We start from the raw sequence: 16,395 nt of genomic DNA on the forward strand, positions 1-16,395 counted from the left end.
GCCGAGCATGGCTCGGCACTACGCTCCCTCCCTTTCGCGTAGCGAAGGGGAGGGTTGGGGAGGGGTAAGCTTCACGGCTTCTGTTCTGGCTTTGGCTTCGCGGCTTACGCTGCTCCCACAATCTGATGGATTGCCGGTGAAGCCCCTGCCGAGCATGGCTCGGCACTACAGTTCTGGCATTGCTGGTAAGGCCCTTGCCGAGCATGACTCGGCACTACGCTCCCTCCCTTTCGCGTAGCGAAGGGGAGGGTTGGGGAGGGGTAAGCTTCACGGCTTCTGTTCTGGCTTTGGCTTCGCGGCTTACGCCGCTCCCACAATCTGATGGATTGCCGGTGAAGCCCCTGCCGAGCATGGCTCGGCACTACAGTTTTGGCATTGCTGGTAATGCCCCTGCCGAGCATGGCTCGGCACTACCAAAGCTTCAGTCGCCCAGGCGTTCTTCCAGGAAGTTGTCCATCATCTTCCAGGCGCGCTTGGCGGCGCGTGGGTCGTACAGGCAGCCGGGCGGGCTGTTGGCGTCGGACTCGGCGAAACAATGCACCGCGCCGCTGAAATTGACGAACTGCCAGTCAGCCTTGGCCGCGTCCATCTCGCTACCGAAGTTGGTGATGTCCTCGGCGCTGACGCCACGGTCGGCTGCGCCGTTGAGTACCAGAATGGGTACCTTGCCGCTGCCTGCTGCTGCCGGTGCGGGTGTCGACAAGCCGCCGTGCAGGCTCACCACACCCGCCAACGGCATTCCCGCGCGGGCCATTTCCAGCACGGTGGTGCCACCGAAGCAGAAGCCTACGGCGGCGATGTTGGCTGCATCGAGCGGCGCTTTGCCGGCTTGGGCTTTCAGCGCCTCCAGCGCCGCAGCTGCGCGGGCGCGCAGCAGGGTCCGATTCTCACGCAGCGGCTTGGAGGCTGCCCCTGCGGCGTCATTGTCCTTGGGCCGCACATCCTTGCCGTAAACATCAGCAACCAGCACCACGTAGTCGTCGCCGGCAATCTGCTCGGCCTTGGCAACCGCTGAGGCGTTGACGCCGCGCCAGTTGGGCACCATCACCACACCCGGACGGCGGGCATCGCCTTCGTCGTCGTAGACCAGTACGCCGCTGTAGGTGGTGCCTTCGAGCTGCCATTCGACGGGGCGTTGCTGCATTTTTGCGAAGGCGGGGATGGATGCGGTGACACACAGCGCCAATACCGCCAACTGCATTTTCCGTGCTGCTCGCATGGGACTGCTCCGGTCTGGGGTTTGTGGCGAGTCTAGGCGCTTTGGGGTTTCATGAGCTAGAAGCTTGCCCTCACCCCAACCCCTCTCCCGTAAACGGGAGAGGGGCTCGGATTGCGTCGGCTGCGAGTGCACCAACCCCTCTCCCTTAAACGGGAGAGGGGCTCGGATTGCGTCGGCTGCGAGTGCACCAACCCCTCTCCCGTAAACTGGAGAGGGGTTCGGATTGCGCCGGCTGCGAGTGCACTAGCCCCTCTCCCGTAAACGGGAGAGGGGTTCGGATCGCGCCGGCTGCGAGTGCACTAGCCCCTCTCCCGCCTGCGGGGTGAGGCGGGCAGGTTGCAAACCACAGGTTCGCCGTCCGTCTAACGCACTTGCGCCAGCACAAGGGCCGGGGCGCGGAGCGAGAGTGGGGATGAGGGCAGCTGCTAGCTGAAGAAGCTGAAGCGACTCAACCAATCCCCAACCCGGGAATCGCGCTGATGCTGTCCGGGTCAAACCCGGCCAATTCAGCAAAATGCCGCCCGCGCGCCACATAGTCCTTGTAGGCGCCAAAGCTCGGAGCGCCCGGCGACAACAGCACTACCCCGCCCTGCTCGCCCAGCGCAGCGCGCGCCAGTTCAACCGCATGCGGTAGATCGGTCGCGGCATGCAGGCCAAAACCGCCAGCCTCTGCCAACGGCGCCAGCAGCGTATTGATGCGCGGGCCGTTGTTGCCCATGGTCACGATCTCGACCGGTGGGTTGTCACGCATGTGCTCGGCGAAATCGTGCCAGTCCACGCCGCGATCATGTCCACCCACCAACAGCGCAATGCGCTGCCCGGCAAAGCAATCCAACGCAGCCAGCGAGGCGTGCGGCGTGGTGCTGATCGAATCATTGACCCAACGCAGGCCATCGCGTTCGCCCAACAGCTGCAGGCGGTTCGGCAACGGCCGGAAGCTCTGCACCGCAGGTGCCAATGCAACCGCATCCAAACCCAATGCTTCCAGCGCCGCCAACACGGCGCACAGATTGCCGCGGTTATGCCGGCCAGGCAGCGGCGTGTTGGAGGTATCAAATACCGGTTGCGCGCCGCGATGCACGACTTCGCCAACCATGTGCCAGCCTTCAGGCTGGTTGAACCAGACGATCTCGCTATGCGGCAGCTGCAGAACGCGCAGGTGCTCGTCCGCCGCATTGAGCACGGCCACGCGCGGATGGCCGCCGGTCACCAACGACAGCTTGTCGTCGATGTAGCGCTGCTCGCTGCCGTGCCAATCCAGATGCTCGGGAAAGATGTTCAGCACGATGGCAACGTCCGGCCGCGTTCCACTACGCGCAACTTCACCGGTCTGGTAGCTGGACAGCTCCACCGCCCAGTATTCCGGTGCCGGCTGCGGGTCCAGCACTTCCAGCAAGGGCAAGCCGATGTTGCCGATCAAGCCGGTGCGATGCCCGGCCGCGCGCAGCAGATGCGCCAGCAGCGAGGTGGTGGTGCTCTTGCCCTTGGTGCCGGTGACGCAGACGGTGTTGGGCAGCGCGCCATCGGCATCGGCGTGTTCGCTGAACCACAACGAGGTGCCGCCGATGAACTGCGTGCCCTGCGTCAAAGCATGTTGCGCCTCGGGCTTGTAAGGACTGATACCCGGCGACTTGATGACCACGTCGAACGAAGCCAGCAGCTCGCCACTGAGGGCGGTTTCAACACATAGATGCGCGTCGCCAAGCGCAAGAATTTCTTCTGCTTCGGACGCAGAACAAAGCACCGTCAAACGGGCAGGAAACTGCTCCTGCGATTGCGTACCAACGACGCTCCATTCCCGGTCACGCAACGCGTGATACGCCGCACGCCCCTCACGCCCCCAGCCCCACAGCGCGACACGCTTGCCTTCAAGCTGCGAAATTCGCACGCAGACGCTCCCACAGTGCTGCCGGGATGCGGTGCTCGCCATCAAAGACCAGCAACGGTTCAATGTGCAGTTCGTCGGCCGACAGGGTCGGCTGGATCAGGGTGGCGAAACGCTTGACCAGCACGTCTTCCTTCCAATCCGGGCGCGCTGCCAGGGTCGCCATCGCCGCCCGCGATTCCTTGCCTTCGCCCACGCACTCGAACGGCTTGTGGTCCTGGAACTCCAGCAACGCGTCGTAGCCGCCGGCCTGCTCGCTGTCGTCCAGCAGGTTGCGGCCAAAGATGCGCACCAGACGCATCTTCGGCATGAACGGGGCAAGCGCCAGGAACACGAAGTGGCACTTCGGGCAGACGCCGCACCAGCGGTTCACCGGGCGCTCGCCGAGGATGTGGAAGTTGCGGTTGCAGCTGGAGAAATGCGCGTCGTAGAAATCGGTCTTGGCGAACTGGCGGGCCACCGCCAGTTCCGACAAGGGGCGCAGCAGCGAGTAGTAGTTCAGGTCGGCGGCGATGTACTGCTGCACGTATTCGCCGAACGCCTTCTCGAAGGCCCAGCCCTTGGACCACTGATGGTTCACTTCGCCGGTACCGGCGATCTGGCTGCCATAGCTGGCCGAGCGTTCGTTGGAGAACACCACCTGGTCCACACCTTGCACCACGGCGGCCAGCACCATGATCGCCGAGTTCACTGCGGTAACCGGGATATGGCCGTTCCAGGCACCCTGACGGTTGAGTTCGAAAAGCTCCGGCGCCAGCGTGCGGCCGATGTTGAGCGTCGGCAGGCCGGTGCGCTCGGCGCAGGCCCGGATCAGCTGCGAGCCGCCGATCCAGGTGACGGTTTCGGCAACGCCGGCATTGCGCAGGGCTTCGATGCTGACCAGCGAGTCCTTGCCGCCGCCGATGGCTACCAGGGCGTGGTGGGTAAGGTTGAGATTGGGGGCAGAAGCGCCCTCACCCCCTGCCCCTCTCCCGTAAACGGGAGAGGGGAGCGAAGCGGGCAGCTTGAACCTGTCGCGCAGGTTCAGGCCGTTGCGGTAGGCGAACTCGCCCAGGCCGTTGAAGTACACCGTTTCCACCAGCGCGGCGGTGGCCGCGTCGATGGCGTAGCTGTCGATGCTGACCTGCGCCGGCACCGCCGCCTTGTAGTAGCTGACACCGGCGATCAGGTGCAGCAGCTGCAGGGCGCCTTGCACCGCTGCGGCGCGGTCGCCATCCAGCTGGAACGGCGCACCCGGCACGGTGACGGTCTCGGTCAGCTCCGGGCCGTCGTCGAAGGCGTATACCAGCTGCGCAACACCGGTATCCACGGCGAAATCGCAGCGGACGAAGCGGAAGCGGGAAACCTGGTCTTTATCAAAAGCTGTCATGGCGTATCCGAATCAAACGAACCGTTTTCGCGCGGTGGCGCGGCGGGACGACAAAGAGGTATGCAGGGAACGAACAACATCAGCCATCGATGATGTCCTCGCGCGGCAGAGCGCGCTGGTTGTAGGTACTGGCCATGCTGAAGCCATAGGCGCCGGCATCGGCGATCAACATCACATCGCCGTGTGCGGTGGCCGCCGGCAGCTTCACCCGCTGCGCGAACACGTCGCTGGATTCGCAGATCGGGCCGACCACGCTGAAATCAACATCGCGCGCATCGCCCAGGCGGCTGAGGTTGGCGATGTCGTGCCAGGCGTCGTACAACGCCGGGCGCAGCAAGGCGTTCATGCCGGCATCCAGACCAACGCGGCGCACGCCGTCCTTCTCCACCACCTGCGTGGCGTGGGTCAGCAGCACGCCGCATTCGGCGACCATGAAGCGGCCCGGCTCGATCGCCAGTTGGAATGCCGGGTGCACGGCCTTGATCTCGGCCAGACCAACGGCCCAGGCATCCAGATCGAAGGGCTCGTCGTCGTCGCTGTACGGCACCGGCAAGCCGCCGCCGATATCAAGGATCTCGACGCTGCCGATGCGGCGGGCGAAACCAGCCATTTCATCGACCATCTGCTTCCAGTGGCCGCTGTTCTCGATGCCGCTACCCAGGTGCGCATGCACGCCGGTGATGCGGATATCCAGCGCGCGCGCAGCGGCGATGAACTCATCCACACGCAGCGCGGACAGACCGAACTTGGCATCCTTGCCGCCGGTGTTGACCTTCTTGTGGTGGCCATCGCCGTGGCCCAGGTCGATACGCAGCCACAGCTTGCGGCCACGGAAGACTTCCGGCCAGTTCTGCAGCAGCTCGACATTGTCGACGGTGACGTTGACGCCACGCGCCAGCACCGCCTGGTACTCGGTGATCGGCGCAAAGCTCGGGGTGAACAGCACGCGCTCGGGGCTGATGTCCGGCACCGAGGCAAACACCAGCTCCACCTCACCCTGCGAGACGCATTCCAGGCCGAAACCTTCGGCAGCCAGCGTACGCAAAATCTCGGGATGCGAGTTGGCCTTGATCGCATAGAAGCGGCGATCGATGGCACCGATCGCCTTCAACTGGCGGGCGCGTTCGCGCACCTTGTCCAGGTCGTAGACGTAGGCCGGTGTGCCCTTCGCGGCCAGCTGCAACAGCTGCTGCTGCTTGGCTGGTGCCTGCCACCACGGCGTCTGCCGCGGACGGATGCTGCCGGTGATTTCGCGCCAGCGTGGGCCGAACACCTGTTCTTCGTAAACCGGCATGGCGCCGCTGTCGATCAGCTCGGCGTGCAGGATGGGCAACAGGCCATCGGCGTCGGCTTCGTCGATGACGAAGGTCAGGTTCAAGTCGTTGGAGGACTGCGAAATCATGTGCACGCGCTCCTTGCCGAACGTGGCCCACACGTCGGAGAGCTTGTACAGCAGCGAGCGCATGCCACGACCGACCAGGGTGATGGCCGCGCACGGCACGATCACCTTGACCTTGCAGATCTGCGACAGGTCGGCCGACAACGCGGCCAGCACATCGGTGTTGACCAGGTTTTCAGACGGGTCCAGCGACACGGTGACGTTGGTCTCGGCCGAACCGATCAGGTCCACCGACAGGCCGTGCTTCTTGAACAGGTTGAACACGTCGGACAGGAAGCCGACCTGCTGCCACATGCCGATGCCTTCCATCGAGATCAGCACGATGCCGTTGCGGCGGCTGATCGCCTTCACGCCCGGCACCGGCTCGGCACTGCCGTCGATGCTGGTGCCCGGCATGTGCGGGCGCTCGGTATCGAGGATGGCCATCGGCACGCCGGCATCGCGGCAGGGCTTGATCGAGCGCGGGTGCAGCACCTTGGCGCCGGTGGTGGCGATTTCCTGCGCTTCGTAATAGTCGAGGCGGGTCAGCAGGCGCGCGTCCGGCACGTCCCTGGGGTTGGCGCTGAACATGCCCGGCACGTCGGTCCAGATCTCAACGCGGCTGGCACCGAGCAGCGCACCGAAATAGGCCGCTGACGTGTCCGAACCACCACGGCCGAGAATGGCAGTGCCACCGTCGCCGTGGCGGGCGATGAAGCCCTGGCTGATCAGCATGCGCGTCGGCTGGGCCGAGAAGCGCTGCTTGAAGTCGCCGCCGCCCTGCCACTGGCAGTTCACCGACAGGCGTTGCGACCATTCGGTCTGGTTGGGCGCGGGCGGCAGTGCGTTCAGCCATTCGCGCGCGTCCATCCAGCCGAAATCCAGGCCGGTGCTGCGCAGATAGGCCGCGCCGACACTGGAAGAGAGCAATTCCCCCTGGCCCAGCACTTCAGCCTGCCAGTCCAGCGGGCGGCTGGCCGCGCGCGGGTCATCCAGCAGCGCCTGCAGCGCGGCCAGGCGTTCAGCCAGCACCTCGGTGCCCAGCTCCAGCTCGGCGAGAAATTCGTTGTGACGGGTGACCAGCGCGGCCACGCGCTCGCGGCTGTCGGCAGCGCCGTCGGCAATGGCGGTCAACTCGTTGGTGACGCCGGACAAGGCCGATACCACCACCAGCACCCGGCCGCCGGTTTCGTCTGCCCGTTTTTTCGCCAACTGACCGATCGTGTTCCAGCGATGACGACGCGACACCGAGGTGCCACCGAACTTGAGGACGATCCAGCGATCAGCAATTGGGGAAGCAGACATTGGCTTTGAGGGTTCACAGGTGGGAGAAAGACCCGGCAACGCGGGCGGAACTCCCGATTCTATGCCAAGGCCGTTGAGGCAGGACGACTGAGTTACCGGCGATACCATCGCCGCCCGGCCTCCCCTCCCGGGGCGAAGAAAGTAGCACTTGCAACGATCCGGGTCATCTTTGGGTGAATGGACGGGGTTTTGGAGATTGGGGTTTGGGGATTTGCTGTGGCTATGGCTCCCGATTTTATAAGCCGTCATTCCCACGCAGGCGGGGACATGACGATTCGCCATTCTTAAGGAATGCCTCCAAAAGCCCGCCCACCTCTAGCGCTTCCATCCAACGCCCCTAAGCTGACCGCAGCCCCACAACACACCCAAAGCCATGCCCCCGCGCCGCTACCTGCAACTGGACGTCTTCGCCGACCGCCCCGGCACCGGCAACCCGCTCGGCGTCATCCTCGACAGCGAAGGCCTGGACACCACCGCCATGCAGGCCCTCGCCGCCTGGCTGAACCTGTCCGAGACCGTTTTCTTCCTGCCCCCGGAGGACGGCGCCAGTTATCGCATCCGCATCTTCACCCCCAGCAGAGAACTGCCGTTTGCTGGCCATCCGAGCATTGGCGCGGCTTGGGCAGCGGTGATCTCGGGGTTGGCGCAGCCAAGTGATGGCCGGCTGATACAGCAGTGCGCAGCCGGCCTGCTGCCCGTACAGGTGGCTGGGCCAGCCGACGCCCCAACCATCCTGTTGGCCAGTCCACCGGCCCAGCGGCATTCAACCGCGTCAGGCGCTGTTCCGGAACAGTTGCAGGCCTTGATCTCCCCCGGCCATGTTCCCGAACTCTGGGACAACGGTCCACGGTGGTGGTTGCTGCCGGCGCGCGATGCAGCCAGCGTGCGCGCACTGGTTCCAGACATGCCCGCCATACGTGACTGGAGCAATGCCACGGATGCAACCGGTGTGGCCGTGTTCGCAGCCGAAGCCGGTACAGATCACAGCCTGGCGGTGCGCGTGTTCTGCCCGGCCGACGCGGCGAGCGTGCCCGAGGATCCGGTCACCGGCAGTGCCAATGCGCTGATCGCAGCGTGGTTGCAGCAACACGGGCAACTATCGCGCAGCGATGCCAGCTATGTAGCCAGCCAAGGCCGCGAGCTCGGACGCGATGGCCGCGTGCAGGTAGTAATCGATGCGCAAGGCACGGTCTGGATTGGCGGCCAGGTCCAGCGGGTTATCGATGCACAGGTGCACTGGTAAGCTGCCGGGCCGTCGTCTGGAACCTGTTCGCAATGTCCGCTCGCCGCTATCTGCAGTTGGATGTATTCGCCTCCCGCCCCGGCACCGGCAACCCGCTGGGCGTCATCGTCGACAGCGAAGGTCTGGATGATGCCGCCCTGCAGGCCATCGCCGCCTGGCTGAACCTGTCCGAGACCATTTTCTTCCTGCCTCCCGACGAGGGCGCCAGCTACCACATCCGCATTTTTACCCCCAAAGGTGAACTGCCCTTCGCCGGTCACCCCAGCGTGGGCGCCGCCTGGGCCGCAGTGGAGCTTGGCCTGGCCACGCCGGACGACAATGGCCAGCTGATCCAGCAATGCGCCGCTGGCCTGCTGCCGGTGCGGGTACAGGGCGGGCGTTGGTTCCGCCAGATTCACGTGCGCAGCCCGCAGGCCGAACGCCGCGAGACCGCCATGGAGAAGCTGCCCGACGGCCTGGCGGCCCTGGCCAAGCGCGGCCACAGCCCGGAACTGTGGAACAACGGCCCGGACTGGTGGCTGCTGGAAGCCGGCAACGAAGCCGCCCTGCGCCGCTACAAGCCGGAGCTGGCGGCAATTGCGGCCATGCCGGGCCGCGGCAAGCTGGCGGTGTACGCGCCTGCTGACCGCCCGGACGTTGGCTACCAATACGTGGTGCGCGCCTTCGCTCCCGGTGTTGGCATCAACGAAGACCCGGTCACCGGCAGCGCCAATGCGCTGGTTGCCGCACAGCTGCTGCAACAGGGGCGGATCAAGCCTTTCCAGCAATACCTGGCCAGCCAGGGCCGCGAGCTCGGTCGCAATGGCGAGGTGCGGGTGGAAGTGGACGCAGAGTCCAACATCTGGATTGGTGGTGAAGTGCAGCAGGTGATTGCTGGGCAGATTGAGTGGTAAGGGCGCAAGCCATGCCTGAATGTCTCCCTTCTCCCGTTTACGGGAGAAGGTGCCCAAAGGGCGGATGAGGGGAAGCGTGCGAAGCACGCATGCCTTTGCTTTTTCTTTGTGATCTCTCAATCGCGCAAAAACCAGAGCAAGCGGACTACGTCCGCCTCCCCTCACCCCAACCCCTCTCCCGCAGGCGGGGGAGGGGCTTAAGCCACAGCAACAGCAACAGCAACAGCCAAAGCCAAAGCCAAAGCCAAAGCAACAGCAATGGCAACAGCAACGGCAACAACGGCAACACCAGCAATCGAATTCGGACCCGACCATGACCACCCGCCGCTTCCTGCAACTTGATGTCTTCGCCCCCCGCCCCGGTACCGGCAATCCGCTGGCCGTGGTGCTCGATGCCGACGGCTTGGACGATGCCGCCATGCAGGCCATCGCCCGCTGGACCCGTTTGCCTGAGACCACCTTCATCTTCGCCCCGACCAAACCAGGCAGCAGCTACGGCATCCGCATGTTCGCCCCGCAGAAAGAGGTGCCATTCGCCGGCCACCCCAGCGTTGGCAGCGCCCATGCGGTGCTGGAAAGTGGCGTGGCCGCAGCCATCGACGGCCAACTGGTACAGGACGGCATTGCCGGCCAGCTGCCGCTGCAGGTCAGCGAGCACGACGGCATCCGTACCATCGCCATCCGCACACCGCGCGCCTCGGTGGCCGAGATCGTCACTGCAGGTGATGCGCGCCTGCAGCCGGCCATCGTCGGCTGGCCGCTGGGCAGCCTGCCGCCCGCATTGATGGATGGTGGCCGCCGCTGGTGGCTGGTGGAAGTCGCAGACGAAGCCGCACTGCGCGCGCTCAGCCCAGACTGGGACGCCATCGCCACCCTCGCCGAATCCACTGGCGCGATGGGCGTATTCGCCTACGCACGCACCGCAGGCGACGGCTACGAACTGGTTGTGCGCGCCTTTGTCGGCAACGGCCGCCGCTTTGAAGACGCCGCCTCCGGTGCCGCCAATGCAGTGCTGGCCGCATGGCTGGACGAACGCGATGCCCTGCCCGGCAGCAACAAGCGCTATACCGCAAGCCAAGGCCGCGAAGTCGGCCACGATGCATTGCTTGAGCTGTGCATCGACGAACACGGCGACGTCTGGTCGGGTGGGCAGGTGCAGACCGTGATCCGCGGAACCATTGATTGGTAAGCGGGTCAGACGCTGATCGATAGCGCAGCGAACCACGGAGCCGGAAATGCATAGATGGATCTGTCTTTTCGCGCTGTTGTTCACATTCAACGCCTGCGCCGGTGACACTTCGCGTCAACCGGCAAGGGCTTTGTTCGTCGGCAACAGCCTGATCTACGTGGGCAATCTGCCAGCAACGTACGCAGCACTGAGCACCGCCAACGGCCATCCACTGCACAGCCAGATGATTGTCAAAGGCGGCGCTCTCCTCCACCAACGGGTTGCCGATGGCTCGGTGCAACGCGCACTGAGCGAACATCCCTCCGAGCTGCTGATCCTGCAGGAACAAGGCGGCGCGCTGCTGTGCTGGCCGGACGAATCCGCCTGCACAACATCGCAGGCGGCGATAAAGACATTGGCGAAGGCAGGGAGCGATGCCGGTGCACGCGTACTGCTGCTCGGCAGCTACCAATCACATGCGGCAGCATCCGGCCGTCTGATTGCCAAGGAAGCGGCTGCTACCGAACAGGCCGGCATTCCCTATGTGGCAATCTCCGAAGCCCTGCGTACCGTCTCGGCCACTGCGCCCGACTTGCCCTGGTACGACGCGGATCGCATGCATCCCGGCCCGGCGCTGACCCTGCTTGACGCCATCCAGCTGTATCGCGCCATCCACGGCCGGCTGCCTGAGCACGGATTCTCAGTGGCGGCACCCATCTATCTGCCCAAAAGCGGGCTCGATGCGGACTTGCGCGATGCCAATGCCGCCGCACCGCTCGCCGATACACCCACCCATATCAACTATTCCGATGCGATGATCCAACGTATCAACGCGATGCTGCGAACCACGCCGCCCTGACAACGAGCTCCCCATGCCGCACCTGACTCTTGAATACAGCAGCAATCTGGGCACCGCCATTACTCCGGCGTTGTTGCGAACCGCCAATCAGGCACTGCTCGCCACCGGACAATTCCAGGAACTCGACATCAAGTCACGGGCCATCGCTTTTGACTGCTTTGCGGTTGGAATCAGTGAAAGCCCGCGCGGGTTTGTGGCTGCGCGATTGGAACTACTCAGTGGCCGCGATGCGGATACCAAGCGCGCGATCGCCAAAACACTGTTGGCCGCACTGGAAGCCGCCATCGTTGCCGCCGAACTGGAGCTGCAGATCAGCGTGCAGATTGTGGATATCGACCGCGACAGCTACGCCAAGACCCTGATTCCGCCCAGGAGCTGAGCGAACGCGAGTAAGCCCCAAGTCAGAACTTCAGCTGGAAAAGCCGCGACCGAAAACGTGACAGCGCCTGGCTCATCCCTCGGCCATCTTGAATTTGATTTGCGCGCCATCAAACAAGGTCAGATACGCGTCATTCGAACGAAGTTTGATGTCCACCCAAAAGCGCATCTCCTTCGTCCCTTCGGCTATTTTGGAGAACGACGTGTTCACGCTGAGCTCCACCTTGCCCGACTCGCTGCGCAAGTGCATTACGTCGCGCTGCAGCTCGCGCAGTTGAGCGGCACCTTCCGTGCTCAGCGCCAGATCGTAGGTGGTAACGGCAACGGCCGGGCTGAAAAAGCCAGAGCTGCGTTCGCCTTGGCTGGAGCCCACCAATCTCAGCGGCATCGTTGCAACCCGCGCAGCCTTACCCTCGGGCTGCAGCCGCAATGCCAGCCGGGTTTCCTCCGGACTCAGCGTATTGCCGTGGGGAACCGCCACTTTGATCCGGATATCTGCTGGTTCCAGTTGCACCAGCGCACGCTCATCCAATGAAGACAGCCGCAACGCGGTGGACAGCGGGATCGAAGCGCAGGCGCAGAGCAGGACCACGCACAGCAACAAGCACCCTCTTGCAAGAATCACAGGAAAAGACATCGACGCATCTCCTTGGTCGTTGTACTTCCGTATCTGCGTGCCGGCGCTGGGAACCTACCCACAGCCGTACATGCGACTATCGCTGAAGCCTTACCTTGGGAGCAACATCATGGCGCATGTTCAGTTTCACTCCGTTTCCCCCTTCCTGGCTACAGAGGACCTGCCGACCACCCTGGCGTTCTATCTGGACCGGCTTGGTTTCTCGCTGGCATGGGAATGGGGTGAACCCACCGAGTTGGCTGCGGTGTGCCGTGATGAGGTGGAACTGACGCTCGCCAGCCGCGCCGATACCAAGCCCGGCGGTATCAGCCGGTTATACCTGCACATCGATGGCGTCGACAGTTACCACGCGCAGCTCCAGTCAGCGGGCGTAGCCATCACCGTTGCCATTGCTGACCGGCCCTATGGCATGCGTGATTTCAGCGTTACCGATCCGGCCGGCAATGTGCTGTGCTTCGGGCAGGCGTTGCCGCAACCTACCGGTGCTGCCGAAGCGCCCTGAGCTGCGACGCTCGCGGCGATTACAGCCCACCGGCGAGCTTGTCGGTGATTGGAATGTCAGCTTCGTGGCTTACGCAGCTCCAGCAGGACTTGGCTTTTTTGCCAGCAGGTAGCCCAGCCAGGCCAATGGCAGGTAGGCCAGCACTACATCCAGCACTTCAAACCAGCGCGGTGCAGGCAGCATGAAGCAGCTGGCGATACCGCCCATCAGGAACAACAGGCCGATCAACAGCGCCGGGAGTCGGTTCACGCGACCAACCACCCAGGTCGCCACCAACGCACCGGCGAAGGTTCCCAGCGCATGCGCCAGGAAAGGAAACAGGAAGTACCTCGCCTGGAGCAGCGGCATCGCCGCCTTCAGTCCTTCAGCGGTACTGGTATCCACCCCAGCCGGCGGTGGCACCAGCTGAGCGCCTAGCAGCACCAATCCCATGTTCACCGCGCTGCCTGCGACAAGCCCAAGCACCACGGCCAGCAGTCCTTTCAGGAATCCTCGCATCGTTGCCCCCTTCGCTCGGTGATGGGCAGAGTATGAGCCCGGCGCAGCTTGATTGGCACACTGGGGGAAGCGTGACCTGAGCTGGAAGGTAAAGCCTTTGTTGGGCAGCAATGAAAGGCCCCTGCCGAGCATGGCTCGGCACTACGGATGATGCTTGGCGTTGCTTCCATTCCTTCTCCCGTTTACGGGAGAAGGTGCCCCGAAGGGGCGGATGAGGGGGGCTTTGGGTTTTGCGGCAAAGCCCCTGCCGAGCAGGGCTCGGCACTACAGAGGATGCTTGGCTTTGGCTTCCATTCCTTCTCCCGTTCACGGGACTGCAGCCCCCTTCTTGGGGGAAGGTGCCCCGCAGGGGCGAATGAGGGGAGCTTTGGATTTTGCGGTAAAGCTCCTGCCGAGCATGGCTCGGCACTACAGATGATGCTTGGCTTGGCTTCCATTCCTTCTCCCGTTTACGGGAGAAGGTGCCCCAAAGGAGCGGATGAGGGGGCTTTGGATTTTGCGGCAAAGCCCCCTGCCGAGCATGGCTCGGCACTACAGACAGGCTTAGCGCCAGTTGTAGTTGAACGACACGCCGATGATGCGCGGGTCGTTGTAGACGGCTGCCATGTAGTTCTCGATCACGCCCTTGAGGTTCTTCTCGTTGGTGATGTTGCGGGCGAATGCCGCCACTTCCCAAGCGCCGTAGCCGCCGGTATAGCCAACGCGCAGGCCACCTTCGAAGTTGCCCTTGGAATAGAACTCCTTGCTGTCATACAGCACGAACTGGGTTTCGCCCTGTTTGTTCCAGTCGGTGGCAAAGAACACCGCGCCGTCATCGCCCACCGGAATGTCGTAGCGCGCGGCCAGGTTCACGTTGTACTTGGGCGCGTTCGGCAACGGGTTGCCGTCGATCTGGGCGTAGACATTGTTACCGATCTTGATGGTCGGGTCGTTGACCGTACACACCACCACACCATTCAACGCACAGACCTGCGCATAGACACGCTTGTCCTGGATCTCGCTGTGCAGCAGGCTCAGGCCGGCGGTCAGCGACAGGTTGGGGATCGGCCGCCAATCCATGTCTGCTTCCAGGCCGTAGGCACGCGCCTTGTCGGCATTGAACAGGACGCCGTTGCCGTTGGAATCGTTGCCGTTGAGCTGGATATCGTTGACCGTATAGGTGAAGCCGCTGACATTCAGACGCAGGCGGTTGTCGAACAGGCTGCTCTTGATACCCGCCTCCCACGACAGGATGGTTTCCGAATCAGCAGTGGTGAAGTCGGCATTGAATACCGCCGAGCGACCCTGGATGGTCGGGCCACGGAAGCCACGGGCCACGCGTGCGTACAGGCTCAGCTCCGGGCTGATTTCATACATTGCACTCAGATCCCAACTGGGCTGGGTATCGGACATCTCGACGTTGTTGCGGCCCTTGTAGGTAACCAGACCGGCTGCGGTGTCGGCAGTCTTCAGCAGACGCGTGCTCTTCTCGTCCTTGGTGGCGCGCACGCCTGCGGTCAGGGTCAACGCATCCGTGGCCTTCCAGCTCACCTGGCCAAAACCTGCCCAGGAGGTATTGATGTTGCGCAGGCGCACCCAGTTGTTGGGATTATGCGCGGCGGTATCCAGGAACCAGGCGCGCTGGTAGAAATCGGTGGTGTCGCGGCCGTCGAAGTAGAACGCACCTACCTGCCAGGACAAGGGATCGGTGGCGTTGGAGGCCAGCCGCAGCTCCTGGGTGAACTGGTCCAGATCCTGCACCTGTCCCATCGACTGGCCGTAACCATTGGGCAACCCGTTGACCGGGTAATCGGCCGCGGCGCCGCCATCGGTATCACCGCGGCTGTAACCGGAGGTGGTCTCGTAGGCGCTGATCGAGGTCAGCGTGGTATTGCCGAAATCATAGATCGCCTTCAGCGAGCCACCGTGGGTCTTGTAGGCTTGCGGATTATTGTCGGCTTCGTCGAACGCGACCTTGTCGCGCGCCACATCGACGCGGTTGCTGCCCTTCACCAGCGCATTGCGCAGGAACAAGGTGGAGGTGCCTTCGTAGTCACGGGTATGCACGGAACCGAGCAACGAGAACTGCTCGTTTGGCTTGTACAGCAGCTGCAGGCGCAGGTTACGGTCGTCGTAGCCGCCCATCGTGTCGTTCTTCGGCGTTACAGTGCCGTCAGCGCTGGGGCCGCGATAGGTATTGTCCACCCAGTCGTCGCGGTGCTGGTATAGCGTGGAGACGCGGTAGGACAGCACGTCGTTGATCGCCCCGCCCATGCCGCCGTCGATGGATACGGTGTTGTAGCTACCGTAGCTCATGTTGACCCGGCCGCTCGGGTCCTGGCTGGGCTTGACCGTATCGAACTTGACGATGCCGGCGGTGGTGTTGCGACCGAACAAGGAGCCCTGCGGGCCGCGCAGCACTTCCACCTGGTCCACGTCGTAGACCGGGTTGGACTTGAGCACCACATGCTCCAGCACAACATCATCCTGGATGATGGAAACCGGCTGCGAGGCACCCAGATAGAAATCGATATTGCCCAAGCCACGGATGTAGAACCGCGGAAAGATGCGACCGGTGGTGGTTTCGGCATAGAAGCTGGGGACGCGGCCGGACAGCGCCAGCAGCGTGTCGTCCGCACCTTCTGTATAGGCCCGCAGGGCCTCGCCCTGCACCACGCCTACCGACACCGGCACGTCCTGCAGGTTCTGCTCGCGGCGCTCGGCGGTGACCGTAATGGTATCCAACGCCGTCGCGGCGCTGCGCGCTTCAACGGGAGCGGCATCCTGGGCTAGCGCGGTCTGCGCGGCCAGCGGCAGGATCAACAGCGCGCAGGCCTGGGCCAGCAGCGAGCGGCGCGGGAAGTCATGGGTAGTGCGGGTAATTGCGGAGATGGTGCGGTGACGCTGCATGGATTGGCCTTGGTTGGCTGTTGATGATTGCGCTCGGCCCGGACCGGGCCGACTTCGCGGCATGAGGCGCGCAGATCATCACCGCACAAGGTTGCAATTCGATGGCATTGGCAGCGGGCAGCCCATGAAGCGGAACGCCAGCGCGGAAGCAATCGGCTTCTACGCTGGCGAT

At 63.7% G+C, this 16,395-nt stretch carries 13 protein-coding genes; 6 read left to right on the forward strand and 7 right to left on the reverse strand.

The features are described from left to right. Positions 1-421 precede the first annotated feature (421 nt). The 4 genes from ACVOKO_RS16865 to ACVOKO_RS16880 all read right to left on the reverse strand — a co-directional run bounded on the left by ACVOKO_RS16865 (position 422) and on the right by ACVOKO_RS16880 (position 7,156). Complete coding sequence (locus ACVOKO_RS16865) at positions 422-1,219, reverse strand: dienelactone hydrolase family protein (RefSeq protein WP_346500051.1); 798 nt, start codon at positions 1,217-1,219, stop codon at positions 422-424. Between the two features lie 448 nt (positions 1,220-1,667). Beyond that, positions 1,668-3,107 carry a UDP-N-acetylmuramoyl-L-alanine--D-glutamate ligase gene (gene murD, locus ACVOKO_RS16870; RefSeq protein ID WP_346500053.1) on the reverse strand — a complete coding sequence of 480 codons (1,440 nt, stop codon included), beginning with the start codon at positions 3,105-3,107 and terminating at the stop codon, positions 1,668-1,670. Beyond that, positions 3,088-4,473: a UDP-N-acetyl-alpha-D-muramoyl-L-alanyl-L-glutamate epimerase gene (gene murL, locus ACVOKO_RS16875; protein ID WP_346500055.1), complete on the reverse strand. Its 1,386-nt coding sequence runs from the start codon at positions 4,471-4,473 to the stop codon at positions 3,088-3,090. The genes murD and murL overlap by 20 nt, the downstream gene beginning before the upstream one ends. Before the next feature lie 79 nt (positions 4,474-4,552). Further along, entirely contained in the window at positions 4,553-7,156 is a 2,604-nt protein-coding gene (locus ACVOKO_RS16880; protein WP_346500057.1) for a bifunctional aspartate kinase/diaminopimelate decarboxylase, read from the reverse strand. A gap of 373 nt (positions 7,157-7,529) precedes the next feature. Here ACVOKO_RS16880 and ACVOKO_RS16885 point away from each other — a divergent pair, with 373 nt between their 5' ends. The 5 genes from ACVOKO_RS16885 to ACVOKO_RS16905 all read left to right on the forward strand — a co-directional run bounded on the left by ACVOKO_RS16885 (position 7,530) and on the right by ACVOKO_RS16905 (position 11,698). Next, positions 7,530-8,399: a PhzF family phenazine biosynthesis protein gene (locus ACVOKO_RS16885; protein WP_346500059.1), complete on the forward strand. Its 870-nt coding sequence runs from the start codon at positions 7,530-7,532 to the stop codon at positions 8,397-8,399. A 32-nt stretch (positions 8,400-8,431) separates the two neighbouring features. After that, a complete protein-coding gene (locus tag ACVOKO_RS16890) occupies positions 8,432-9,292 on the forward strand; it encodes a PhzF family phenazine biosynthesis protein (protein WP_346500061.1) in 861 nt (286 codons plus the stop codon). A gap of 313 nt (positions 9,293-9,605) precedes the next feature. Further along, positions 9,606-10,481 carry a PhzF family phenazine biosynthesis protein gene (locus ACVOKO_RS16895; RefSeq protein ID WP_346500063.1) on the forward strand — a complete coding sequence of 292 codons (876 nt, stop codon included), beginning with the start codon at positions 9,606-9,608 and terminating at the stop codon, positions 10,479-10,481. Positions 10,482-10,527: 46 nt separating this feature from the next. Beyond that, positions 10,528-11,319 (forward strand): hypothetical protein, encoded by a 792-nt coding sequence (locus ACVOKO_RS16900; protein ID WP_346500065.1) that lies wholly within the window; start codon positions 10,528-10,530, stop codon positions 11,317-11,319. A 13-nt stretch (positions 11,320-11,332) separates the two neighbouring features. Continuing rightward, positions 11,333-11,698 (forward strand): 5-carboxymethyl-2-hydroxymuconate Delta-isomerase, encoded by a 366-nt coding sequence (locus ACVOKO_RS16905; protein WP_346500067.1) that lies wholly within the window; start codon positions 11,333-11,335, stop codon positions 11,696-11,698. A gap of 72 nt (positions 11,699-11,770) precedes the next feature. Here ACVOKO_RS16905 and ACVOKO_RS16910 read toward each other — a convergent pair whose 3' ends face one another. Then, complete coding sequence (locus tag ACVOKO_RS16910) at positions 11,771-12,334, reverse strand: hypothetical protein (protein WP_346500069.1); 564 nt, start codon at positions 12,332-12,334, stop codon at positions 11,771-11,773. A 109-nt stretch (positions 12,335-12,443) separates the two neighbouring features. Here ACVOKO_RS16910 and ACVOKO_RS16915 point away from each other — a divergent pair, with 109 nt between their 5' ends. Next, positions 12,444-12,836 (forward strand): bleomycin resistance protein, encoded by a 393-nt coding sequence (locus ACVOKO_RS16915; RefSeq protein WP_346500071.1) that lies wholly within the window; start codon positions 12,444-12,446, stop codon positions 12,834-12,836. A 69-nt stretch (positions 12,837-12,905) separates the two neighbouring features. Here ACVOKO_RS16915 and ACVOKO_RS16920 read toward each other — a convergent pair whose 3' ends face one another. Next, the gene (locus ACVOKO_RS16920; RefSeq protein WP_346500073.1) at positions 12,906-13,334 is read right to left on the reverse strand and encodes a hypothetical protein; all 429 of its coding nucleotides are present in this window, start codon (positions 13,332-13,334) and stop codon (positions 12,906-12,908) included. 543 nt (positions 13,335-13,877) lie between these two features. After that, a complete protein-coding gene (locus tag ACVOKO_RS16925) occupies positions 13,878-16,223 on the reverse strand; it encodes a TonB-dependent receptor (RefSeq protein WP_346500075.1) in 2,346 nt (781 codons plus the stop codon). Positions 16,224-16,395 lie beyond the last annotated feature (172 nt).

The organism is Stenotrophomonas sp. STEN240 (assembly GCF_056756175.1).